The 24,356-nt window shown below is 28.5% G+C and carries 19 protein-coding genes; 17 read left to right on the top strand and 2 right to left on the bottom strand.

Annotated elements, in window-relative coordinates; all coding sequences use genetic code 11:
- Positions 1 to 37 precede the first annotated feature (37 nt).
- The 14 genes from ACTG44_RS15415 (at position 38) to ACTG44_RS15350 (ending at position 17,025) form a co-directional block, all read left to right on the top strand.
- Positions 38 to 1,744, top strand: coding sequence for a phospho-sugar mutase (locus ACTG44_RS15415; RefSeq protein ID WP_479920781.1), 1,707 nt, complete (start codon positions 38 to 40; stop codon positions 1,742 to 1,744).
- Positions 1,745 to 1,765: 21 nt separating this feature from the next.
- The gene (locus ACTG44_RS15410) at positions 1,766 to 2,839 is read left to right on the top strand and encodes a mannose-1-phosphate guanylyltransferase (protein ID WP_479920780.1); all 1,074 of its coding nucleotides are present in this window, start codon (positions 1,766 to 1,768) and stop codon (positions 2,837 to 2,839) included.
- A gap of 11 nt (positions 2,840 to 2,850) precedes the next feature.
- On the top strand, positions 2,851 to 3,573 hold the full coding sequence (locus ACTG44_RS15405) for a glycosyltransferase family 32 protein (protein WP_479920779.1): 723 nt from the start codon (positions 2,851 to 2,853) through the stop codon (positions 3,571 to 3,573).
- Positions 3,574 to 3,588: 15 nt separating this feature from the next.
- Positions 3,589 to 4,746 (top strand): polysaccharide polymerase, encoded by a 1,158-nt coding sequence (locus ACTG44_RS15400; RefSeq protein ID WP_479917335.1) that lies wholly within the window; start codon positions 3,589 to 3,591, stop codon positions 4,744 to 4,746.
- Between the two features lie 2 nt (positions 4,747 to 4,748).
- Entirely contained in the window at positions 4,749 to 5,588 is an 840-nt protein-coding gene (locus ACTG44_RS15395; RefSeq protein WP_479919304.1) for a glycosyltransferase family 2 protein, read from the top strand.
- A gap of 14 nt (positions 5,589 to 5,602) precedes the next feature.
- Positions 5,603 to 6,778, top strand: coding sequence for a CDP-glycerol glycerophosphotransferase family protein (locus tag ACTG44_RS15390; RefSeq protein WP_479917333.1), 1,176 nt, complete (start codon positions 5,603 to 5,605; stop codon positions 6,776 to 6,778).
- Between the two features lie 28 nt (positions 6,779 to 6,806).
- Positions 6,807 to 7,556 carry a glycosyltransferase family 2 protein gene (locus ACTG44_RS15385; RefSeq protein WP_021385701.1) on the top strand — a complete coding sequence of 250 codons (750 nt, stop codon included), beginning with the start codon at positions 6,807 to 6,809 and terminating at the stop codon, positions 7,554 to 7,556.
- Between the two features lie 21 nt (positions 7,557 to 7,577).
- Complete coding sequence (locus ACTG44_RS15380; protein WP_021385664.1) at positions 7,578 to 8,486, top strand: glycosyltransferase family A protein; 909 nt, start codon at positions 7,578 to 7,580, stop codon at positions 8,484 to 8,486.
- A 47-nt stretch (positions 8,487 to 8,533) separates the two neighbouring features.
- Entirely contained in the window at positions 8,534 to 9,286 is a 753-nt protein-coding gene (locus tag ACTG44_RS15375; RefSeq protein WP_021385696.1) for a glycosyltransferase family 2 protein, read from the top strand.
- Between the two features lie 26 nt (positions 9,287 to 9,312).
- Entirely contained in the window at positions 9,313 to 10,608 is a 1,296-nt protein-coding gene (locus ACTG44_RS15370; RefSeq protein ID WP_479920778.1) for a UDP-glucose dehydrogenase family protein, read from the top strand.
- Between the two features lie 5 nt (positions 10,609 to 10,613).
- Positions 10,614 to 11,705: a glycosyltransferase family 4 protein gene (locus ACTG44_RS15365; protein WP_479920777.1), complete on the top strand. Its 1,092-nt coding sequence runs from the start codon at positions 10,614 to 10,616 to the stop codon at positions 11,703 to 11,705.
- Positions 11,706 to 11,789: 84 nt separating this feature from the next.
- Positions 11,790 to 13,703, top strand: coding sequence for a polysaccharide biosynthesis protein (locus tag ACTG44_RS15360; protein WP_479917331.1), 1,914 nt, complete (start codon positions 11,790 to 11,792; stop codon positions 13,701 to 13,703).
- Positions 13,704 to 13,901: 198 nt separating this feature from the next.
- Positions 13,902 to 14,609, top strand: a complete 708-nt coding sequence (locus ACTG44_RS15355) for a C40 family peptidase (RefSeq protein ID WP_479920776.1) — start codon at positions 13,902 to 13,904, stop codon at positions 14,607 to 14,609.
- Positions 14,610 to 14,913: 304 nt separating this feature from the next.
- Positions 14,914 to 17,025, top strand: a complete 2,112-nt coding sequence (locus ACTG44_RS15350; protein ID WP_479920775.1) for a cell wall-binding glycosyl-hydrolase Cwp19 — start codon at positions 14,914 to 14,916, stop codon at positions 17,023 to 17,025.
- 195 nt (positions 17,026 to 17,220) lie between these two features.
- On the opposite strand, the gene ACTG44_RS15345 is transcribed toward ACTG44_RS15350, so the two are convergent.
- Together ACTG44_RS15345 and ACTG44_RS15340 are read right to left on the bottom strand one after the other, a co-directional pair.
- Positions 17,221 to 18,186 carry an LCP family protein gene (locus ACTG44_RS15345; protein ID WP_021385667.1) on the bottom strand — a complete coding sequence of 322 codons (966 nt, stop codon included), beginning with the start codon at positions 18,184 to 18,186 and terminating at the stop codon, positions 17,221 to 17,223.
- Between the two features lie 294 nt (positions 18,187 to 18,480).
- Complete coding sequence (locus ACTG44_RS15340) at positions 18,481 to 19,437, bottom strand: LCP family protein (protein WP_479920774.1); 957 nt, start codon at positions 19,435 to 19,437, stop codon at positions 18,481 to 18,483.
- A gap of 368 nt (positions 19,438 to 19,805) precedes the next feature.
- On the opposite strand from ACTG44_RS15340, the gene ACTG44_RS15335 reads away from it, so the two are divergent.
- The 3 genes from ACTG44_RS15335 (at position 19,806) to ACTG44_RS15325 (ending at position 24,325) form a co-directional block, all read left to right on the top strand.
- Positions 19,806 to 20,594: an HAD family hydrolase gene (locus ACTG44_RS15335; protein ID WP_479917328.1), complete on the top strand. Its 789-nt coding sequence runs from the start codon at positions 19,806 to 19,808 to the stop codon at positions 20,592 to 20,594.
- A gap of 21 nt (positions 20,595 to 20,615) precedes the next feature.
- Positions 20,616 to 22,739: a sigma-54 interaction domain-containing protein gene (locus tag ACTG44_RS15330; RefSeq protein ID WP_479920773.1), complete on the top strand. Its 2,124-nt coding sequence runs from the start codon at positions 20,616 to 20,618 to the stop codon at positions 22,737 to 22,739.
- Between the two features lie 212 nt (positions 22,740 to 22,951).
- Positions 22,952 to 24,325 carry a M20 family metallopeptidase gene (locus ACTG44_RS15325; RefSeq protein ID WP_479919299.1) on the top strand — a complete coding sequence of 458 codons (1,374 nt, stop codon included), beginning with the start codon at positions 22,952 to 22,954 and terminating at the stop codon, positions 24,323 to 24,325.
- Positions 24,326 to 24,356 lie beyond the last annotated feature (31 nt).

Below are 24,356 nucleotides of genomic sequence, written 5' to 3'. Positions count from 1 at the left end.
ATTAAAAAATTAAAATAAAGTCAGAAAGGATGAAAATATGGATTATAAGAATAATTATGAAATGTGGTTAAATTCTCCTTATTTTGATGAACAAACAAAAGATGAGCTATTAAACATAAAAGATGATGAAAAAGAAATACAAGATAGATTTTATAAGAATTTAGAGTTTGGAACAGGTGGTTTAAGAGGTATAATAGGAGCGGGAACTAATAGAATTAATATTTATACTGTTAGACGTGCGACACTTGGAGTTTTAAATTATATTATAAAGACTCAAGGAGAAGAAGGAAAACAAAAAGGAATAGTTATAGCACATGATAGTAGATACATGTCGAGAGAGTTTTGCATAGAAGTAGCAAAGACTTTAAGTGCTTATGGTGTAAAGGCTTATATTTTTGAAGAATTAAAGCCTACTCCAGAACTTTCTTTTGCTGTTAGATACTTAAAGTGTGCTATGGGAATAGTAATAACAGCAAGTCATAATCCTAAAGAGTATAATGGATATAAGGTATATGACTCAGATGGAGGCCAAATCTGTATAGATATGGCAAATGATATAATAGCAGAAGTTAATAAGATTGATGATTATAGTATTATTAAAAGTTTCGATTTTGAAGAAGCCTTATCTAAAAATTTAATAACTATATTAGATAATGAAGTAGATGATGAGTTTATAAAGGCTGTTAAGAAACAAGTTTTAAGACAAGATATAATAAATGAATACGGAAAAAAATTAAAAATAATATATACACCTATTCATGGAACTGGAAATAAGCCAGTAAGAAGAGTCTTAAATGAATGTGGTTTTGAAAATGTAATGGTAGTTACAGAGCAAGAATTACCAGATTCTAATTTTTCAACAGTTAAGTATCCTAATCCTGAAGAAAAGTCAGTATTTAATATAGCTATTGAAATGGCAAAGCGTAATGATACTGATTTGATAATAGGAACAGACCCTGATTGTGACAGAGTAGGTGTTGTTGTAAAAGATTCAAGTGGTGAATATGTAGTTTTAAATGGAAACCAAGTGGGTTCACTTTTAGTTAGATATATATTAGAGAGTTTAGTTGAAGAAAATAAACTTCCTAAAAACAATCCTACAATAATAAAAACTATAGTTACATCAGAACTAGGTGCAAAAATAGCAAAGGCTTATAATGTAGATTGTTTAAATACTTTAACAGGATTCAAATTTATAGGAGAAAAAATAAAAGCATTTGAAGAAAGTAATGATAGAAGCTTTATAATGGGATATGAGGAAAGCTATGGTTACTTAATTGGAACTCATGCTAGAGATAAAGATGGTGTTGTATCTTCACTTATGATATGTGAAATGGCAGCATACTATTCTTCAAAAGGTATGAACTTGTATGAAGCTTTGATAGATACATATAATAAATTTGGATATTATAAAGAAGAATTAAAGTCAGTGACTTTAAAAGGTATAGATGGAATAAAAAAAATAAAAGAGATGATGCTTTACTTTAGAAGTGTTAAAATAGATAATGTGGCTGATGTAAAAGTAGATAAAATTTTAGATTATAAAGATGGAGTCGATGATTTACCCAAATCAGATGTACTTAAATTTTTACTTGAAGATGGTTCTTGGATAGCTATAAGACCTTCAGGTACAGAACCTAAAATCAAATTCTACTTTGGAGCAAATTCAGACAAACAAGAAGATGTAGAATTTAAATTGAAAAATTTAATATCTTATATATTAAATGTAGTGGATTCTATATAAAAAGCTAAGGGGAGATAAACAATGAAAGTATACAATGTCATAATGGCTGGAGGAGGCGGAACTCGTTTCTGGCCACTTAGTAGACAAGAAGTACCTAAACAGCTTATAAATTTAAGTGGAGAAGATGCTTTAATAAATGAAACTATAAACAGAATAGATTCTCTAGCAAAAAAAGAAGATTTATTTATAGTAACTAACGAGAAGCAAATGTATGCTTTAAAAGATACAGTAAAAGATAAATGTTTAGATGACAATATTTTACCAGAACCATGTGCCAGAAATACTGCTGCAGCTATAGGTTTTGCAGCTTTTAATATAATGAAAAAATATGGTGATGGTGTTATGTGTGTATATCCAGCTGACCATTATATAAAAGATGAAAAAGAATTTAAATCTATTTTAGAAAAAGCTATCTATATAGCAGAAAATAATGATAAACTAGTAACTATTGGGATAACTCCTACATTTCCATCAACAGGGTATGGATACATAAATTTTAATAGAGAAAGCACAATAGAGAATGTTGCATATGAAGTAGTGGAGTTTGTAGAAAAGCCAAGCTATGAAATTGCTAAAGAATATGTAAACTCTAAAAAATATGTCTGGAATAGTGGAATGTTTGTATGGAAGGTATCTAAAATATTAGAAGATTTTAAGAGATACTTACCTAAAGTATATGAAAAGTTAGAGGAAATCAGTAATTACTTAGGAACAAAAGATGAAATAGAAAAAATAAAAGAAATATATCCAACAATACAATCAATCTCTATAGATTATGGTATTATGGAAAGAAGTAATGATGTTATAGTAGTTCCTGGTGATTTTGGATGGAATGATGTTGGTTCTTGGGATTCTCTGGGTGCAATATACCCAACTGATAATGAAGGTAACATCAAAAGAGGTGAAAATATTACTATAGATACTAAAAACTCAATTATATATTCAGATGATAAATTAATATCTACAATAGGTATTAGTGATTTGATAGTAGTATCTACGAATGATGCAGTTATGGTTTGTAGAAAAGATAAAGCTCAAGATGTCAAAAAGATAGTAGAGCAATTAAAAGAAGAAGATAGACAAGAATATATGTAGGAGGTGGTCATTTGATTCCTAAAAAAATACATTATGTATGGTTTGGTGGTCCAAAAGGAAATATAGAAAATATATGTATAAATTCTTGGAAAGAAAAACTTCCAGAATATGAGATAGTAGAGTGGAATGAAAAAAACTTTGATATAGAAAAAGAGATAAAAGGAAATAAATTTTTGGAAGAATGTTATAAAAGAAAGCTTTGGGCATTCATATCAGATTACACAAGAATAAGAGTACTCTATGAACAAGGTGGAGTTTATATGGATACAGATATGCAAATCTTAAAGGATATAACTCCTCTTTTGGAAAACAATAGACTAATCTGTGGGTATGAAGATGATAGAGAATATATAAATGGAGCTATAATAGGTGCAGAAAAAGGACATCCTTTTTTAAAAGACTTATTGGAGTATTATGAAAAAGAAGTGCTTACTTCTTCATTGTTTACAATACCAAAGATTATGACTCATCTTATGGAAAAAAATTATAATAAGATTGACCCAAATAATTATGAAGAGGGCATATGTGCCTATGATAAAGAATATTTTTATCCTTTTGGATTTAAAGAAGACTTTACACCAGAATGTATAACAGAAAACACTTTTGGGATACATTGGTGGGGAAAAAGTTGGGCTAAAAAGAGAAATTATTTCTTAGAAAGCAAACACTTAACAGGTGCAAATAAGATATGGAAGTGTTGTAAAATATTTGCAAGTAATACTTTACGAAACTAAAAGGGAGAAAGTAAAATGAAGACTTTAAACGATGATAGAAATATTATGATGAAAAAATATCTTTATATATTTGTTTTGTTTATCATAGTACTTAGAAAGTATATGATATCATTTATTGACCCAAATATAAATCTAGGGATGATTAAATCAGCGTTATTTTATTCTTCAATAGGAATACTAATGCTACTTTTTTTATTTGATAAGAGAAAAAGTATAACAGAAATGTTTCTAGTTGGAGCTTGTGTCTTACTTTATGTATTAAATAGAGAAGGAGCTATATTATTAATTGTCTTACTAGCTGTATCAGCTAAACAAATAGATGATAAATATATAGTTAAAAGTTACTTAATAATATCTGCATGTTTTTTAATAGCAGCTATATTATTATTTAATTTATTTCCTTCATTAGTATTTAATCAAGAAGTCCACTATAGATATATAGAAAATATAGATATGCTTGTTACAAGAATGGATTTTGGGCTTGGCAATCCAAATAGTGTATTTTATCATATGGTTACTATATATGCAGCATATATATTCTTAAGATATAAAAACTATAATAAATGGGATAGAATAATTTTATTTGGTTCTGCATTTTTTGTTTATCAAACTACATATAGTAGAACTGGTTTTTTTACTATATTAGCAGGATTAATATTTGTAGAAATAATAAGATTAATAAACATAAAAAAAATAAAAGGTCTACCAACACTTGTAAAGATATTGCCAATACTACTTACTTTATCTAGTGTGGCTATTGGTATAATGTTTTCTAAAAGCAGTATATTAAATAGATTATTAGCAAGTAGACCTAAGTATTGGCACGTATACTTAGCTGAAGCAGGAAATTTTATGAAACCTTTTGGAAATTCATATAGTGCAGCTATAAAAGCAACTAATCCATTAGATAGTTCTTATATATATATAATTAGTGTGCTGGGAGTAGTTGCTTGTATATTATTTATGTATTTGATGTATAAAGGCATAGGAAGTTTTATAGAAAAAGATAAAAAGGAGTATTTAGTAGCTTTATTCATATTTTTACTATACTCTTTTGCAGAAAACTTACTATTAGAGGCTTCATTTAGTTTTGTAATAGTGTTACTAATAAAAGAAGTTATATTAAATGATAAAAGAGAGGTAGACTTGTGGAAAACGAAAAGTAGGAGGTAGTAATGTTAATATCATTAATAATGCCAACATTAAATAGATATGATGATATATACTTACTTATGGATAGCTTAAAAAGTCAAACTTACAAAAACTTTGAACTTATAGTAGTAGACCAAAATAATAATAACAAAGTTAAAGATATAGTTGATAAATATGTTGATAAGTTAGACATAAAGTATATAAAAAGTGATAAGCCAGGATTAAGTTATAACAGAAATGTAGGCATAGACAATGCTAAAGGGCAAATTATAGGCTTCCCTGATGATGACTGTGTTTACGAAAGTGATACATTAGAAAAAGTTATAAATTTCTTTAATCAAAATAAAGATTATAAAATATACAGTTGCAAAACTATGGATGCAAATAAAATTGATGCATTTAAAAAAATGGCGGATGGAACTTGTGATATTACAAGTTCCAACGTTTTAAATACTATAACATCTATAACTTTTTTTGTTGATTTTGAAGAGAAAGAATATACAAGATTTGATGAAAAATTAGGTGTTGGTGGAGAATTTGGTGCTGGTGAAGAGATAGATTATGTTTTAAATTTATTGAGCTTAGGATTTAAAGGAAAATACTTTGGAGATGATATAATTTACCATCCTGCAAAAAAACATTCTAAATCTAAAGAAAAGTATCAAAAAGATTATAACTATGGAAGAGGTTTTGGAGCACTCTGCAAAAAAGAAATAATCTATAGAAAGAATTATAAGTTTGTAAAGGTTATGGCATCAAAACTTGTAAGAAATATAGGCGGTCTTATATTGAGTTCCAACAGAGATTATCATAGTGCCACTATAAAAGGAAGAATTAATGGATTTAGACAGTATAAGTTATAATGAGGATGGTGTTTATGGACAAGGTTAAATTTTTAATAAATATGCTTTTGGCTTTTTTTATGTATCCATTTAATAAGCATAAGTTTAATGGTAGAAATATCTGGCTTATAGGTGGACATTCAGGAGATATATACAATGATAATGCGAAGTTCTTTTATGAGTATATGTTGAAGGAGCATAATGATGTAGAAACTTATTGGGTAGTAAATAAAGACAGTAAAGTATTCGATAAAATTCCAGGCAAAAAATTAATAAGAGGAAGTGTAGAAAACTATCTATATTATTACAATTCAAAAGCTATAGTATTTTCACATGCGCCATCAGCAGATATAGCACCATATAATTTTGCTGTACCTGTTCTTAATTATTTTCATAAAAAGACGGTAAAAGTGTTCTTAAATCATGGGACTATAAGTTTTAAAAAGAGAAAACCAATGAATAAAAAATTCAAAAATATTATAGATAATCTATATAAAAGCTATAATATAGTTACAGCAAGTTCTGAGTTTGAAAGAAATGTTATGGTAAATGACTGGGGAATGTTGGATGACTCAGTTTATATAATTGGAAATGCAAGATACGACAATTTACCAACAAATGAAGTTGCACAAACACGAGATATACTATATACTCCTACATGGAGAGATTGGATAAAATTTAGTTCAGGAAAATTTACAGATACAGATTATTTTAAAAGTATAATGAATTTTTTGAATGATGACAAGTTAAATAAAATACTAGATGAGAAAGATATAAATGTAAAAATTTATATGCATCATCTTATGCATGAGTTTATAGATGACATAAAAGAAAATATAACGGGAAAACGAATTGTGTTTTTAGACAAAGGGGTAACTCTAGCAAATGAAATTAGAAAATCAGCTGCAAATATAACTGATTATTCAAGTGTAGCTATAGACTTTTTATATATGAATAGACCTATACTGTTTTACCAATTTGATTTGGAGGAATATATGGAAAAAGTTGATTCATATATAGATTTGAAAGGTGAAATGTTTGGGTCTTTAGCTTATAATAATGATGAAGCTGTGAATAAACTTATTGATATTATTGAAAATAATTTTGAGGTTATGGATAACCAAAAAAATGAGAGAAATAAGTTTTTCAGATATAATGACAATAAGAACTGCAAGAGGATATATGATTGTGTAATAAGTAAAATTAAATAAATATTTTATAAATGATGAGGAAGGTAATATGAAGAAGAATTTAGTATCTATAATTACTCCCATGTATAATTCTGAAAAATTTATTGAAGCAACCATAAAATCAGTATTAAACCAAACTTATCAAGAATGGGAAATGTTAATTATTGATGATTGCTCAACAGATAATAGTCCTAATATAGTCAAATCTTATATGCAACAAGATAGTAGAATAAGATGTATAAAGACTGAGACTAATAAGGGTGTCTCTAATGCTAGAAATTTAGCACTAAGTAAGGCAACAGGACAATTTATAGCTTTTTTAGATAGCGATGACCAATGGAATAGTAGTAAGTTAGAAAAACAAGTAAACTTTATGTTAGAAAATGATTATGTAATCTCATTTACTTCATATGAACTGATGGATGAAAATGATAAAAAATTAAACAAAGTTATAAAAGTACCACCTAATGTAGATTATAAAAGATTATTAAAAGGAAATATATTAGGATGTCTTACTGTTGTAATTGATAAGTCTAAACTAGATTTTGAAATCAAAATGAGTGGTGTAAGACATGAAGATTATGTTTTATGGCTATCTATATTGAAAAAAGGGCATATTGCTCACGGAATAAATGAAGTTCTAGCATTATATAGAAAGTCTAGCAATTCACTAAGTGGTAATAAAATAAAAGCTGCCATGTGGACTTGGAATATATATAGAAATATAGAAAAAATACCTCTATACAAAGCTATATACTACTTTATTAATTATGGAATAAATGGAATTAAAAAAAGTTAGATAGAGAGGAAGATTTAATTAATGTATAAATATAAATTTACTGTATTTACTCCAACATATAATAGAGCTCATTTACTTGAAAATTTGTACAATGATTTAAAAGCTCAAACTTATGACTTCAATGATTTTGAATGGTTGATTGTTGATGATGGAAGTAGAGATGGTACTAAAGAATTAGTTGAAAAATTTATATCAGAAAATAAATTAAATATAAGATATATATACAAAGAAAATGGAGGAAAGCATACTGCAATAAATCTAGGTGTAAAAAATGCAGATGGAGAACTATTTTTCATTGTAGATAGTGATGATGGTTTAATTAAAGATTCTCTTGAAATTGCTAATGATGAATGGAATTCTGTAGAGAATAAAGTAGGGTTTAGTGGAGTTGTTGGCCTTTGTGTATATCCAAGCGGAGATTTAATAGGTACAGAAATGCCTGAAGATAAGAAAATATGTCACTTTGCAGACCTATATTTTAAGTATGGCGTTAAGGGAGATAAAAGTATAGTATTTGTAACTGATGAGCTTATAAAATTTCCTTTTCCAGAAAGAAAAGAAGTGAGATTTTTACCAGAAAGTGTAGTATGGAATGAAATGTCTAAATACTATAAAGTTAAATGTGTAAACAAACCGATGATAATAAGAGATTATTTGGATGATGGTTTGACTAAAAATATATTAAATAAAAATGCATTAAAAGGTAGAGCATTAGAGTTTTTATATTTAATAAATCAGAATACATATCCATTAGGTAGATATCCATATATGTGGATAAAAAATTACATAAATTTAGCTAGATATTCGTTATTGTCTGACAGCCATTATTTTGGAGAAATCAATAAAATATCTGATAAATTGTTGTATTTAGTATTATTCCCGTTAGGATATTACAAATATATTGGACAAAGAAAATTAGTATCTAAGTAAACTTGTTGGTATAGTACTGCTAGTTGCTATATAAGGAGAGTAAAAATATGAATGAGCCTTTAGTATCGATAATCACTCCTGTATATAATTCAGAAGAGTTTTTATCAGAGACAATAAAGTCAATCCAAAATCAAACTTATAAAAATTGGCAGCTTTTATTAGTGGATGATTGTTCTAAGGACAATTCAAGTGAAATTATAAAAAGTTTTCAAAAAGAAGATGCTAGAATAAAATATATAGAACTTGAAAAAAATTCTGGAGCTGCAGTATCTAGGAATGTTGGTATTGAAAATGCGGAAGGTCGATTTATTGCATTTGTAGATAGTGATGATTTGTGGGATAGTAAAAAGTTAGAAATTCAGATAGGATATATGTTAAAAGAAAAAATCGGGTTTTCTTTTACATCTTATAGATATATGAGACAAGATGGAACAAAAACGAGCAAAGTTGCAAGAGCACCTAAAAAGATTGACTATGAAGGATTACTTAGAAATACTATAATAGGGTGTTCTACAGTGGTCATTGATAAGGAGATTGTAGGAGAGTTTAGCATGCCTTTAGTAAGAAGAGGACAAGATACTGCAACTTGGTTACAGTTACTTAAAAAGGAAAAATATGCATATGGAATTCAGGAAGATTTAGTTAATTATAGGCTAGTTGGAAATTCTATATCAAGCAATAAGATAAAAGCATTAAAACGAACTTGGAATACTTATAGGAATGTTGAAAATTTAAGTTTGCCAAAAAGTCTATATGTATTTTGTTTTTATGTTTTTAATGCTATCAAGAAGAGAGTATAAGTTTTATATACTTGGAGGTAAAGATAATGAAAATAGCTATAGCTGGGACTGGATATGTAGGATTGGTTACAGGCGTTTGTCTAGCAGAAGTAGGTAATGAGAATGTAATCTGTGTTGATGTAGATGAACAAAAAGTTAAATCAATGAAGCTGGGAATAGCTCCTATATATGAAGAAGGCCTAGAAGAACTTATGGTTAAAAATTACAATAGAGGAAGAATAGATTACACTACTGACTATAAAAAAGCTTATGAAGATGTAGATATAATATTAATAGCTGTAGGTACTCCAGAGAGAAGTGATGGTTCAGCTAATTTAGATTATATAAAGGCAGTTGCTAAGCAAATAGCTGAAACTGTAACAAAGGATACTCTAGTGGTAATAAAATCTACAGTACCAATTGGTACAAATGAAGAAATAGAAGATTATATAAGTAGAAACTTAAAAAATGATGTCAAAATAGAACTTGCATCTAATCCAGAGTTTTTGTCACAAGGGACAGCAGTAAAAGATACTTTACATGCTTCAAGAATCGTTATAGGTGTAGAAAGTGAATGGGCTAGAGATATATTACAGCAAATTTATGAACCATTTAATCAACCTATAATAGTTACAAATAGAAATAGTGCTGAAATGATAAAATATGCATCAAATAATTTCTTGGCACTTAAGATATCATTTATGAATGATATTGCAAATCTCTGTGAAATAGCTGGAGCTAATGTAGAAGATGTAGCTTTAGGAATGAGTTATGATGATAGAATCGGAAGTAAGTTTTTAAAAGCAGGAATAGGGTATGGAGGTTCTTGTTTTCCAAAAGATACAAAAGCACTTCATTGGTTATCTGAACATAATGGCTACGAATTAAAAACAGTAAAGGCTGCAATCGAAGTAAATGAAAGCCAAAAGCTTAAATTAGTTAGAAAAGCATCAAAATTAGTTGAGAGTTTCCAAGATATGAAGGTTGCTGTCTTAGGTTTGACTTTTAAACCAGAGACTGATGATATAAGAGAAGCACCATCTATACCAAATATAAAATATTTGCTTGAAAGAGGAGCAAGAGTAACAGTATATGACCCAATTGGTGTAAATAATACTAAAAAAATATTTGGTGACTCTATACTTTATGCAAATTCTATAGATGATACAATAGAAGATGCAGAGATATGTTTTATAATGACAGAATGGAAAGATGTCTTAAATTATGATATACATAAGTATAAGGAAAAGATGAAAAATCCTCTTGTTCTTGATGGAAGAAACTGCTATAAGGTTAAAGATATGGAAGAGCTTGGGATTGAGTATTATTCGATAGGAAGGTAAATATTATGAAGACTGTTTGTTATTTAGCTGATGGGTCAAATCCTCATACTTTAAAATGGTGTAGTTTTTTTAAAAATAAAGGATACGACATTCATGTAATCTCTCTAAATGGAGGCCACATGGAAGGGATAAAAATTTATGACTTTGGTTCTAATGTAGAAGAACTAAAAAATGAAAATATTTCTAAAAAAACAGGGTACTTAGGCTCAATAAAAAAAATAAAGAAGCTAGTAAATGAAATAAAGCCAGACATATTGCATGCACAGTATGCAAGTAGTTATGGATTTATAGGAAGCCTACTTGGGTATCATCCATATATTATTTCTGTTTGGGGTACTGATATTTATGATTTCCCTAACAATGGTTTTATACAAAAACAAATTATAAAACATAACTTTGGAAAAGCTGACTATATTTTTTCAAATAGTAGAGATATGGCTAAAGAAGCTAATAAATATACAGCAAAACATGTGGATGTAACCTTTTTCGGAGTAGATATGGATAGATTTAAACCTATGGAAGTAGAAAAAGAAGATGCTTTTGTAATAGGAATTATAAAGAGTCTAGAAAAAAAATATGGAATAGAATATTTAATACAAGCATTTAAGATGCTGAAAGATGAATATAAAGAAAAGAAAATAATTCTTAAAATAGGTGGTTCTGGGAGCCAGATGGACAACCTAATAAATTTAACTAAGGAATTAGGAATAGAAGAAGATGTTCAGTTTTTAGGAAGAATATCTCCAGAGAATGTCAGTAAGACTTTTAATTCTTTTGATGTAACTGTATTCCCTTCTTTAAGAGAGGGATTTGGCGTGGCAGCTATAGAATCAGAATCATGTGAAGTACCTGTCATAGTTACAAATGTAGGTGGACATCCAGAATCTGTATGGGAAAATGAAACTGGCTTAATTGTAGAACCAAAACAACCAGAAGAAATAAAAAATGCCATAATAAAACTAATGGAAAATGACGAACTTAGACTTAGAATGGGTAAAAAAGGTCGTCAATTCGTTAAAGATAATTATGAAGTTAATTTAAACTTTAATGATATAGAAAAAATTTATGACTCTATATTGGATAAACATAAAAAATAAAATTAAAAATATACAGCAAAAGATAGATGTTGTTGGCTATGCTTAGGTGCGTAGCTTTTGCTGTTTAATGGAGGGCTTCTAGTTATGCGAGAAAGTATAGATTTAGAGAAAGAAAGCTTTTTAAATAAGCTTTTTAAAAAATATAAATTTAGACAATTAACATTATTAATTCTAGATATTTGTAGCGTGCTAGTAGCATTTCGAATGTCTTTGAGTTTGACAGGTAATTTAAATGTATTTACTATCAATGATGTAATAATTTCAGCTTGTATATATATTGTACTTCATATAGTATCATTTAGATTATTTAAGTGTTACAACACATTATGGAGATATGCAGGAGAAGAAGAAATTATCTCTATTTTTATTGCAACCTTAGCTTATTTAATACCAGCTTATATAATCAATAAATTATTAGGTTTTGATTATCCCATAATGTTTTATGTATTAAATACAATATTTATTATAATGTTTACAAGTGGTGCTAGAATAGCATATAGAGCTATAAGAATAGTCATGAATAAGACATATTCTAGAGGTAAGGTTTCAAATATCCTTATAATTGGAGCAGGAGATGCTGGAGAAATGGTTATACAGGAGTTAAAAAGAAATTCAGAACTTAAAAAGGTAGCAGTAGCTATAATTGATGATGATGAAAATAAAGTTGGAAGAATAATTCATAATGTAAAGATTGTAGGGACAACTTCAAATATAAAAGATGTAGTCGAAAAATACAATATAGATGAAATAATCTTTTCAATTGCAAATATAGAAAAATATAGAAAAAAAGAAATTATTGATATATGTAAGAATACTAACTGTAAAATAAAGACAATACCAGGAATTTACGAAATTATAGACGGAAAAGTGGATATAAAACAGATTAGAGAAGTAGACATAGAAGATTTGTTGGGTAGAGAGCCAATAAAAACAAATTTAAGAGAGATAAGTAACTATATTGAAGGAAAAGTAATTCTAATAACTGGAGGCGGAGGCTCAATTGGTTCAGAGCTTTGCAGACAGATTGCAGGATTTAATCCTAAAGAACTTATCATAGTTGATAATTATGAAAACAATGCTTATGCAATACAACAAGAATTGCTTAGAAAATACAGAAATAAATTGGATTTAAAGACAGTAATAGCATCAATAAGAGAAGAAAAAAGAATGGATGAGATATTTAATAAATATAAGCCAGAAGTAGTATTTCATGCAGCAGCACATAAACATGTTCCTCTTATGGAATCAAGTCCTGGTGAAGCTATAAAGAATAATATATTTGGTACTTTAAACATAGCTGGATTGTCTTCAAAATATAGAGCTAAGAAATTTGTCCTTATATCCACAGATAAGGCTGTAAATCCTACTAATATAATGGGAGCTACTAAAAGAGCTGCTGAAATGATTATACAGACTATTAATGCTGAAAGTGAGACTGAATTTGTTGCTGTTAGATTTGGAAATGTACTTGGTAGTAATGGAAGTGTAATTCCACTTTTTAAAAAACAAATAGAAGATGGTGGACCAGTTACAGTTACACATCCAGATATCATTAGATATTTTATGACAATACCAGAAGCAGTAGGTTTGGTTATACAAGCTGGAGCTATGGCTAAAGGTGGAGAAATATTTGTGCTTGATATGGGAGAGCCTGTAAGAATATTGGATTTAGCAAAAAACTTGATTAAATTTAGTGGGTTTGAACCAGATGTTGATATAAAAATTGAGTTTTCTGGTCTTAGACCAGGAGAAAAGTTATATGAAGAACTACTTATGTCAGAAGAAGGTCTGTTAGATACAGAGCATAAAAAGATTTTTATTGGTAGACCAATAGATGTTGATAGAGAAAAAATAACAAAATACTTAAAACTTTTAAGAGAAATTACTAACAATGAAGAAATTGAAAAAATAGATAGTGTTATGAGAAAATTAGTGCCAACTTACATTAAACCAGAAGATGCTAATATCAAGGAAATTGCAACAACTCGGGAGAAGTAGAATATATTTCTAATTTGTAACCAGGGGGAGCAAAAAGAAACAAATATATACGAAAAAGAAACAAAAGATTACAAAAAGATTACAAAAAGATTACAAAAAAGGTTGCAATTTATTTTGATGTAAGTTAGAATGTTAATTAGGAATTGGAAACAAATGAAAAAAATGTTAAATTTTCGAAAGGATTAGGTATTTGAGATTATGATGAATATTAAAAATAAAAAACATATATTAAAAAAATTTATAGCTATGGTGTTAATAGCAGGAGTTGTCACAGTAGAAGCAGGAGCAATAACAGCTAGTGCAGCAGAGTTAACTAATTCACCTATGACTGCAACAGTAGACCAATGTGATTTCTTAAACATGAGAAGTGGAGCTAGTGCAAATGACTCAGTAGTAGGAAAGATAAACACAGGAGACAAAGTTGAGGTTTTAGAATTACATTCAAATGGATGGATTAAAATAAAATCAGTTGACAATGTTACAGGATGGGTAAATGGAGACTATTTAACTATTGAAGGTGGAAATGTAGATGCAAAGGTACAAAATGTTTTAAACCTAGCATTTAAGCAACAAGGTAAGCCATATAGATGGGGAGCAACTGGACCAAATTCTTTTGATTGTTCTGGGTTCACTTCTTATGTCTATAAAAATGGAGCAGGAGTTAATTTACCAAGAGTATCAAGATCACAAGCAACAGTAGGAAAGAAAGTATCAAGAGCAGAATTAAAACCAGGAGATTTAGTTTTCTTTGGTTCAGGTGGTTCAATAAATCATGTTGGATTGTATGTTGGAGATTCTAAATTCATACATTCACCACAAACAGGAGATGTAGTAAAAGTTACTAGTATGGCACCAGGAACTAATTATGCAAAAAGACTTATAACTGCTACACGTGTTTTACAATAATAATAGAAATTGATTTACATAGGATTGAATATTGACATTAAGTATGTAGAGTTACATTTAATGTTTTACATATATATTGAAATGGTTAGTAATATTAAAATAGTGATGGACGTTATAAAAACAGCAAAGAAGATAAATTTCTTTGCTGTTTTTTTTATAATAAATTATTTCATATTATAATCAAATATTAAATATAAATTTTAACTATATTATTCAATATTTGACAGATAATATGAATTTTAGATATACTTAGTAAGGAGTATATTGTAAAAAAAAATAAATTTTAGAAATTAAGGGGGATGAAATGAAAAAAATAAGTATATTAGTATTATCACTTATAATGACACTTACAATGTGTAGTGTAAGTTCATTTGCAGATTCATCAAATGATAAGGAAATGAGAGCTGCTTGGATATCTACAGTTTATAATTTGGACTGGCCTAAGACTAAAAATAATGAAGCCAAGCAAAAAAAGGAATACACAGATTTGTTGGACAAGTTAAAAAGTTCAGGAATAAATACAGCAGTGGTTCAAGTAAGACCAAAATCAGATGCTTTATATAAATCAAATATAAATCCATGGTCTGAATATCTTACAGGTACACAAGGTAAAGACCCTGGATATGACCCATTACCATTTTTAATAGAAGAAGCACATAAAAGAGGGATGGAATTCCATGCATGGTTTAATCCATACAGAATAACTATGGCAGATGAGAGCATTGATAAATTACCAGCTAACCATCCAGCAAAGAAAAATCCAAGTTGGGTAATTAAGCATGGAAATAAGTATTACTATGACCCAGGTTTGCCAGAAGTTAGAAAATACATAGTTGATAGTATAGCAGAAGTTGTTCAAAATTATGACATAGATGGTGTTCATTTTGATGATTATTTCTACCCAGGAGTAAGCTTCAGTGATAATGCAACATATCAAAAATATGGAAATGGACAAAATAAAGACAATTGGAGAAGAGAGAATGTAAATACTTTACTTAGAGATGTAAAAGCATCTATAAAGAGTATAAAATCTAATGTTGTATTTGGTGTAAGTCCAGCTGGAATATGGAGAAATAAGAGTAGTGACCCAACAGGTTCAGATACATCAGGTAATGAAAGTTATGTAGGTACATATGCAGATACAAGAGCATGGATAAAACAAGGGTTAGTTGATTATGTAGTTCCACAACTTTATTGGCCAATTGGTCTTAAAGCTGCAGATTACTCTAAATTAGTAGCATGGTGGGCTAATGAAGTAAAAGGAACAAATGTAGACTTATACATAGGACAAGGTATATACAAGCAAGGTCAATCAAGTTATAATGGACAAAATATAGCAAAAGAAATAGTAAAACAAGTAACATTAAATAGAAAATACAGTGAAATAAAAGGTAGTATGTATTTTTCAGCTAAAGATATAGCAAATAGTACTTCTATACAAAACGATTTAAAGAGTTTATATTCTAGTACTGAAGAGCCAGTTACACCACCATCAAATGTTAAAGTGGAGAAATTAAGAGGTAATGAAAGATATGATACAGCAGTAGCAATAAGTAAAAAAGGATGGGCTACAAATTCAGATACAGTAGTATTAGTAAATGGATATTCTATAGTTGATGGTATAACATCAACACCACTTGCTACAGCAAATGATGCTCCTATATTATTAGTAAATAAGGATAATATACCTACATCTACTAAGAATGAGATAAAAAGACTTAATCCAAGTAAAGTTGTCCTAATAGGAGGAAATAGCTCTATTGGAGATAAAGTTGAGAATGAGATAAAAGATACAGTATCAAATGTATCAATAAATAGAGTTGGTGGTTCAGATAGATATAGTACATCTTTATTAATAGCAAAGGAATTAGTAAAAACTAATCCAGTAGAAAAATTATATATAACAAGTGGAACAGGTGAGGCGGATTCTCTTTCTATAGCTTCAAAAGCAGGTGAGGAAAAGCAACCAATAGTATTAGTATCAAAAGATAATGTAAGTGATGATGTTTATAATTGGATATCAGACTTAAAAGTAAAAGATGCTTATTTCATAGGTGGTAATCTAAGTATATCTGATTCAGTAATAACTAAATTAGATAAGGTTATTACAAACGATGTGTCTAAAAATAGAATAGCTGGAGAAAATAGAGAAGAAACAAATGGAAAAGTAATACAAAAATTCTATCCTAATGCTGAATATCCATCAATGTTTGTAAGTAAAAGTAATCAGCTAGTAGATGCATTAACATCAGGTCCTTTAGCTGCTAAATTAAAATCACCAGTAGTTATGCTTGGAAATAGTGTGACATCTGCTCAGAAAACAGCTTTAGAGCCTAAGAAAACAACTCTAGTATATGAAGCTGGTGATGGAATAAATCAAAATTCATTAAATACTTTCCTAAACTTAGTTAAGTAATAGAAAAGTTTGTTTAAGATATAGGTTGGTTTATAAAAATAGAGTCAAATAAAATCATAAATATAAATTAGAAAATAAAAAAGAACTATATGCATTTTGTAATCAAGTGTAAATAATAACTTGAAAATAATTATGCGATATAGTTCTTTTTTAATATTTAATCTTATATTTCCAGTAAATTTTATGTTAAATTTCTTATTGTTTATATTCTATGTCATTAAATATAAAATCATGTAATATGTCTAAAGTATCTGGGTCAAATCTAAGAACCCATCCAGCTTTTCCATATATACCACCTGTACTGTGAATTTCATCATCAATAGGGAATTCAAATTGCTTAACATTTAAGTCACCCATTTTTAAAACTTGAGCTCCTAAAGAAAGTATTGCATTAGGTTTCATGTTAGTTTTAACATATGGAAGAACAGCATCTAATAAACCTGGATATTTAGTGACAGGTAAAGTTTCTGTTTTCTTGATTATAGCTTGTATAATCTGTCTCTGTCTGCCATCTCTAGCAAAAGCTGTATCGTTGTGTCTGATACGTGCAAAAGATAGTGCTTGATATCCATTTAAAGTTTGTTCTCCTGATTTTTTAATGTATTGTATGCTACCTTTATCATCACTTTTATTCCAACCATAAGTTTCAGGAATAAATTTATTTAATTCTCGTATTTCTCCTTTTTCAATGGTAACTTCAACGCCACCAATAGCATCAATTATATACATAAATGATTCGAAATTAACACAAGCATAATTCTGAATATCAATATTAAAGTTCTCTTCAATTGTTTGTATTAATAAATCAGCTTGTCCATAAGCATAAGCATGAGTAAGTTTTTGTTTACCATGACCAGGGATGTCTACATAGCTATCACGAGCTAATGATGTAAGTTTGATATCATTATGCTTGTTATCAATAGTAAGTATCATCATAGCATCTGACCTTGAAGAATCTTCATTTGGTCTAGCATCTGTTCCCATAAGTAGTATGTTAGTTATCCCATTTTCATTTTTATGGTCATTATTATTTAACAAATCACTATTTATGCTCGAGTCATGAATAGAAGATAATTTATAATAAAAATATCCATAGACGCTTATAGGGAATATTACTACCAAGAAAGCCAGTAGTATAACAAATTTCTTTAATTTTGACAAAAGTACCCCTTCTTTCTTCTTTTTCCTGTATATTTTTTAATAGCATACACTTAATTATATTAAAGTATTGAGATATATTCAATACTTGTTTCAGTTACAAAAAAAAGACAATGATATAATTTATAAGAAAAATTGTCAATTTATATATATAATTAAAAGTACATGTAATATATTTTTTGAAAAATAAATTTATATTTTAAAATAAAAACACACCCCACAATTGCAAAGTAATTTGCCTTTGAGAGGTATGTACTTACTATAAAATTATTAATTTGTTTTGTTTTAGATAAATATTTACTCTTCAACCATAATATCTTCAAATATAAAATCATGCATCGCATCTAATTCATATTCTTCAAAAGGAATTACATATCCTGCATCACCTATTTTTCTACCATTTTCAGTAGAAAGAGGGAATTCCATAGACTTAAGGTCTAAATTTCCTATGCTTAAAAGGTCTTTTCCTAAAGATATTATTTCATTAGGGTTCATATTAGTTTTTACATATGGAAGTATTGTATTAACTAGATTAGGATATTTAGTAACTGGTAAATCCTTAACACCATTTATTAAGCTTTGTATAACGCTTCTTTGTCTTCTATCTCTTTGGTCTGTGCTATCATTTTTTCTTATACGAGAAAATGCAAGTGTCTGATATCCATTTAATTTTTGTTCACCTGAGTTTCTTATATATTTAAGAGAACCTTTGTCATCGCTTTTATTCCACTTATAAGTTTCAGGTATAAATTTGTTTAATTCTCTTATTTCACTCTTGTCAACAGTAACCGTAACTCCACCTAGAGCATCAACTATATCCATAAAAGAGAAGAAGTCAACTACAGCATAGTTTTGTATGTCAATTTGGAAGTTTTCCTCTATAGTTTCTATCAATAAGTTAGCTTGTCCATATACATAAGCATGTGTTAGTTTTTCATCTCCATGTCCTGGTATATTAACATAAGTATCTCTATTCAATGAAGTTAATTTAAGGCTTTTATTTTTATTATCAATCGTCAGTATCATCATGGCATCTGAACGAGAAACTTCTTCTCCAGGTCTAGCATCTGTACCTAGCAATAATATATTTGTGATACTTTCTTCATTTTTATAGTCATTACTACTCAGCGCCTCTGTATTTATACTATCATCTTGGATAGTTTTTAATTTAGTAAAAACATATCCATAGACACTAACAGGAAATGCTATAACTAAAAGGGCTAGAAATATAACGAACTTTTTGAGTCCTGACAATAATATCCCCTACTTTCTAAATTTTTTAATTACACATAGTTAATTATATTAAAAATTTGTTATATAAGCAATAAAAAACACAATAAATTAGCATAAGTTTGTCATAATATAATTATTTTTATGGTATTTTATATAAGAAAGTGTGTAGTTATTATGAATTCACTTGGAATATAATTATATGAAGATTTAAATTTTTATAAATTGATGTATGTATTGAAAAAAATATTTTCCTAGATATGCTTAGACCATCTTACAAAAGGAGTAAATTGTAATTTAGAAATTTTAGTGTATAATAGGAATTGAAAATTTAAACTGATAAAAAATAATAAAAAATAATCATAAATTATATAATTTGGGGGAGGAAATGTATGATAAAATTAATAGCAACAGACTTAGATGGAACTTTGTTAGATGAGAAGAGCGAAATAAATCCAGAGTTTTATAAAGTATTTAAAAAATTAAGAGAAAGAGGGATAATGTTTTCTGCGGCAAGTGGTAGGCAGTATCAAAATCTTATAAAAAAATTTGAAGATATAAAAGATGATATGATGTTTATCTCAGAAAATGGAACATTGGTAGTATATAAAGGAAAAGAAATATTATCAAATCCTTTGGATAAAGAATTAGTAAATGAAATTATAGAGACAACAAGAAGTATAAAAGGAAAAAAAATTGTGATGAGTGGTAAAAAATACGCTTATATAGAAAGTAAAGATGAAGCATTTATAGAAGAAGTTAGTACTTACTATGCAAAGTTTAAAGTTGTAGATGACTTGACTAAAGTAGAAGGCGATATATTAAAGATAGCCGTATTTGACTTCAAAGGTGCAGAACATAATAATAGTATCTACTTTGAAAAGTTTTCTGATAGAGCTCAAGTATGTATTTCTGGAGTAGAGTGGCTTGATTTAACTGCAAAAGGTGCTAATAAAGGAAGTGCAATAAAAAAAGTACAAAGAATGCTAGATATAAAATATGAAGAAACTATGGTATTTGGTGACCAATTGAATGATGTAGAAATGATGAAGAGTGCTTATCATAGTTACGCCATGGAAAATGCAAATGAGTATTTAAAAGAAATTGCTAGATTCAGAGCAAAAAGAAATACTGAGAATGGCGTTGTAGATAAGATAAAAGAGGTCATGAAAATAGGATAGCCATTTATAGTGGGGGTCTAAATGAAAAAGATTATTTTAGCTGGTATAAATGATAAGTTGAAAGTAGCATATAAATTGCAACTTGAAGAGGTATTGGGAGATGTTGCAAAAATAGAAACTTATGATATAGAAGATTTGAACTTGTCAAATTGTGATGTTATAGTAGCGATGAATTATTTAGATGAACAAATAGTAGACCAATGGATAAAAAGAAATAAAGAAAAATTAGTTTTAGTAAAAACTATGTATACTAAAGATGTAGTAGAAAAATTGAGAAAAATTCAAAGAGGAAAGAGAGTTCTCCTTATAACTCCTGAATGGATATATACACTAGAATGTATAGCAATATTAAAGAAATTAGGAATAAATCATATTGAATTTATACCATATAACAAAGAGCTATTTGGGGTGTATATAGAAAATGTAGATACAGCAGTTTATTTGGGAGAACTTTTTTACACACCAGATTTTGTTACAAATTTTATTGATATTGGTTGGAGAGAAATCGTATATAATGGATATTTAGAAATATTGGAAAAATTAGAAATAGACCCTAGTATAGTAGCATCTAAGTTAAAAGTAGTGAAAGAAAATGTGTATAGTGAAGATGAGATTGATATTAAATCTATAATGGAAGATTTGAAATATAAAAATCGAGTAAGACATTTAATTGATTCCATACCAATAGGGATGATTATTTTAAATCAAGATAAAACTATAGAGCTATATAATGAATATGCAAGAAAATTACTCAATATAAAAGAAAGTAATATAGGAAAAGATTTAAGTACAATTAAGCCACTACTAAATATATACAACTTATTTAAACGTACAAATCTTAAAAAAAATATATATTACTCAGATAAAACGCTAAATAAAGAATTTATAGTCAGTAAAAACAATATAAACTTTATGGGTAAAAACTATCAAGAGTCTATATTTATAGATGAAGTGTTTGAAGCATATGAAGGAAATACTGGAAAGATAAATAAATCTTATTTGGCTAAATATACGTTTGATGATATAGTAGGAAACTCTAATAAGAATAAAGAAGTTATAGAATACGCTAAGAAATACGCTAAAATAGACTCAACTGTACTGATATTAGGTCAAACTGGAACAGGAAAAGAGTTATATGCTCATTCTATTCATAATTGTTCAAATAAAAGTAATAGACCATTTATATCTATAAATTGTGCAGCAATACCAGATGAATTACTTGAAAGTGAATTGTTTGGTTATGAAAGTGGAAGTTTTACAGGTGCTAGGTCTCAGGGTAAAAAGGGTTTATTTGAAATAGCTAATGGTGGAACTATATTTTTAGATGAAATAGGAGATACAAGTCAATTATTTCAAGTAAAACTTTTGAGAGTATTACAAGAGAAGGAAATAGTTAAAATTGGTGGATATGAAAAAATTAGACTGGATATAAGAGTAATTGCTGCTACTAATAAGACTATAGATGAACTTAGAAATTCTTGTAATTTTAGAAAAGACTTGTTTTATAGACTTAGTACTTGCATACTCAGTATACCTCCACTTGAAGAGAGGAAAGAAGATATACCAGTGCTATGCAATTATTTTTTAGGAAATATGGGATGTCATTATAAAAAAATCGATGACAAATTAGGAAAATTTCTGTATACATACAAATGGGATGGAAATGTAAGAGAATTAAAAAATTGTATTGAATATGTTGGAAATTTTGGTGGTGAACTACTTACAATAGATGATTTACCTATTATATATAAAGACTCTTGCCAAAATAAATATATTGAAGATAAAGAAAGTACTTCAAATACATATAGCAATAATCAAAACAGAGCATATGAAAATAATATAATTAATGATACAGGTTTTGAAATTAATGATAATATAGAAAAATCTTATAATGTATATTTTGAAAACTTAAGCCATCGAGATAATATTATAGCGTGTGAGATTATGAGAATCTTATATAAAGAAAATTGTGGAAGAAGAATGTTAGTAAAGAAATTACAATCAAACAATGTAGATTCGAGTGAGCATAGTGTTAGAGTAATTATGAACTTTTTAGAGTCAGAGGGATATATTGGAAAGAGTATTGGGAGAAATGGGAGTCACCTTGAAGAAAAAGGGGAGAAATGGGTTACTAAAAACTTATAAATATAAAATAAATGGGATATTGATTTAATAATATCCCATTTATTTTTTTGTTTACAATATTATTTATTTAATCAGAATAATTAAAATTTTAAAATAGAGTATTCATAAGTCTTATAAGACTTATTGAGATTAAAACCTACTTACTTGGCATAATCATTGCTTATATAGTAAGTCACAAGTAAAAATTAATTACTATGAGGAGGGTTTTAAATATGAAAAACGATTTAATTAATTGTGTTAATAAAAATAAAGAAGATTTAGTAGAAATGGCAAAAGGAATATGGGAAAATCCAGAGACTTCATATGAAGAATATTTTGCAAGTGGTGTACAAAAGAAATACTTAGAAGAAAATGGATTTAATGTAAATACTGTACAAGGAATAGAAACTGCCTTTGTAGCAGAGTTTGGAGAAGGTAGACCTGTCATAGGGATATTAGGAGAATACGATGCCTTACCAGGATTATCACAGAAAGTATCTTTAACTAAAGAAGCTATAACTGAATCTGCCCCAGGTCATGGGTGTGGTCACAATCTGTTGGGAGTAGGGGGAGTAGGAGCAGTAGTAGCATTAAAAGAAGTTATGGAGAGAGAAAATATCAAAGGGACTATAAAATATTTTGGATGTCCAGCTGAAGAAGGTGGCGTTGGAAAATGTAATATGTATAAAAAAGGATGTTTTAGAGATATAGATTGTGCATTTAGCTGGCATCCTTTTGATGTAAATAGTCCTTGGAGACCAACTAGTTTGTCAAATTTCTCTATGAAATTTAGATTTAAAGGAATTACTTCTCATGCGGCACAATCTCCACATACTGGTAGAAGTGCACTTGATGCTGTTGAACTTATGAATGTAGGTGCTAATTATCTAAGAGAACACATATTGGATTCTATACGAATGCATTATGTAATAACTAATGGAGGAGAAAGACCAAATATAGTTCCTGGTTCTGCAGAATCATGGTATTTCTTAAGAGGTAAAAAAGCATCAGATGTAAAGAGTACTCTTGATAGATTGGTAAAAGTTGCTAAAGGTGCAGCAATGATGACAGAAACAGAGATGGAATATGAAGTTATAGATGCAATGTATGATTATTTGCCTAATCAAAGTCTAACAGATGTTGTATCTGAGAATATGAGATTAGTAGGAGCACCTAACTTTAAAGCTGAAGATTTAGAGTTTGCTCACAAATTAGCAAATACAATTACAAAAGAAGAAAGAAGAAATGTAGCAACTTCATTTCAAGGTAATCCTAATATAGCAGAAAAATATCTACATGATGATATTGCTGACTTTGAAGATTATAAATACAAAAATGTATCTGGTTCAACTGATGTAGGAGATATAAGTTATATAGTACCAACTGCACAATTTGCTATGGCGGCATGGCCTATTGGTACAGCAGCTCATACTTGGCAAGCTTGTTCATCATCTGGTTCTAATGTAGGTTTTGAGGCAATGTTAAGTGCGGCAAAAGTACTTGCCTGTTCTGCATATGATATCTTGATGGACAGAGAAAAGCTTGAAAAATCAAAAGAAGAGTTTACAAAATCTTTGGATGGATTTGAATATAAACCATTGGTATAATCTTTATTTTAAAAATAGAACTATACATTAA

The organism is Clostridioides sp. LIBA-2809 (assembly GCF_056688965.1).
This window is presented reverse-complemented; position numbering and strand designations above follow the sequence as displayed.

What these genes read in the sequence shown, in the direction of transcription:
- ACTG44_RS15370 (WP_479920778.1), top strand. Translation starts at nt 9,313, where the DNA reads ATGAAAATAGCTATAGCTGGGACTGGATATGTAGGATTGGTTACAGGC.
- ACTG44_RS15380 (WP_021385664.1), top strand. Translation starts at nt 7,578, where the DNA reads ATGTATAAATATAAATTTACTGTATTTACTCCAACATATAATAGAGCT.
- ACTG44_RS15390 (WP_479917333.1), top strand. Translation starts at nt 5,603, where the DNA reads ATGGACAAGGTTAAATTTTTAATAAATATGCTTTTGGCTTTTTTTATG.
- ACTG44_RS15415 (WP_479920781.1), top strand. Translation starts at nt 38, where the DNA reads ATGGATTATAAGAATAATTATGAAATGTGGTTAAATTCTCCTTATTTT.
- ACTG44_RS15335 (WP_479917328.1), top strand. Translation starts at nt 19,806, where the DNA reads ATGATAAAATTAATAGCAACAGACTTAGATGGAACTTTGTTAGATGAG.
- ACTG44_RS15360 (WP_479917331.1), top strand. Translation starts at nt 11,790, where the DNA reads ATGCGAGAAAGTATAGATTTAGAGAAAGAAAGCTTTTTAAATAAGCTT.
- ACTG44_RS15350 (WP_479920775.1), top strand. Translation starts at nt 14,914, where the DNA reads ATGAAAAAAATAAGTATATTAGTATTATCACTTATAATGACACTTACA.
- ACTG44_RS15385 (WP_021385701.1), top strand. Translation starts at nt 6,807, where the DNA reads ATGAAGAAGAATTTAGTATCTATAATTACTCCCATGTATAATTCTGAA.
- ACTG44_RS15400 (WP_479917335.1), top strand. Translation starts at nt 3,589, where the DNA reads ATGAAGACTTTAAACGATGATAGAAATATTATGATGAAAAAATATCTT.
- ACTG44_RS15395 (WP_479919304.1), top strand. Translation starts at nt 4,749, where the DNA reads ATGTTAATATCATTAATAATGCCAACATTAAATAGATATGATGATATA.
- ACTG44_RS15355 (WP_479920776.1), top strand. Translation starts at nt 13,902, where the DNA reads ATGATGAATATTAAAAATAAAAAACATATATTAAAAAAATTTATAGCT.
- ACTG44_RS15365 (WP_479920777.1), top strand. Translation starts at nt 10,614, where the DNA reads ATGAAGACTGTTTGTTATTTAGCTGATGGGTCAAATCCTCATACTTTA.
- ACTG44_RS15410 (WP_479920780.1), top strand. Translation starts at nt 1,766, where the DNA reads ATGAAAGTATACAATGTCATAATGGCTGGAGGAGGCGGAACTCGTTTC.
- ACTG44_RS15325 (WP_479919299.1), top strand. Translation starts at nt 22,952, where the DNA reads ATGAAAAACGATTTAATTAATTGTGTTAATAAAAATAAAGAAGATTTA.
- ACTG44_RS15375 (WP_021385696.1), top strand. Translation starts at nt 8,534, where the DNA reads ATGAATGAGCCTTTAGTATCGATAATCACTCCTGTATATAATTCAGAA.
- ACTG44_RS15330 (WP_479920773.1), top strand. Translation starts at nt 20,616, where the DNA reads ATGAAAAAGATTATTTTAGCTGGTATAAATGATAAGTTGAAAGTAGCA.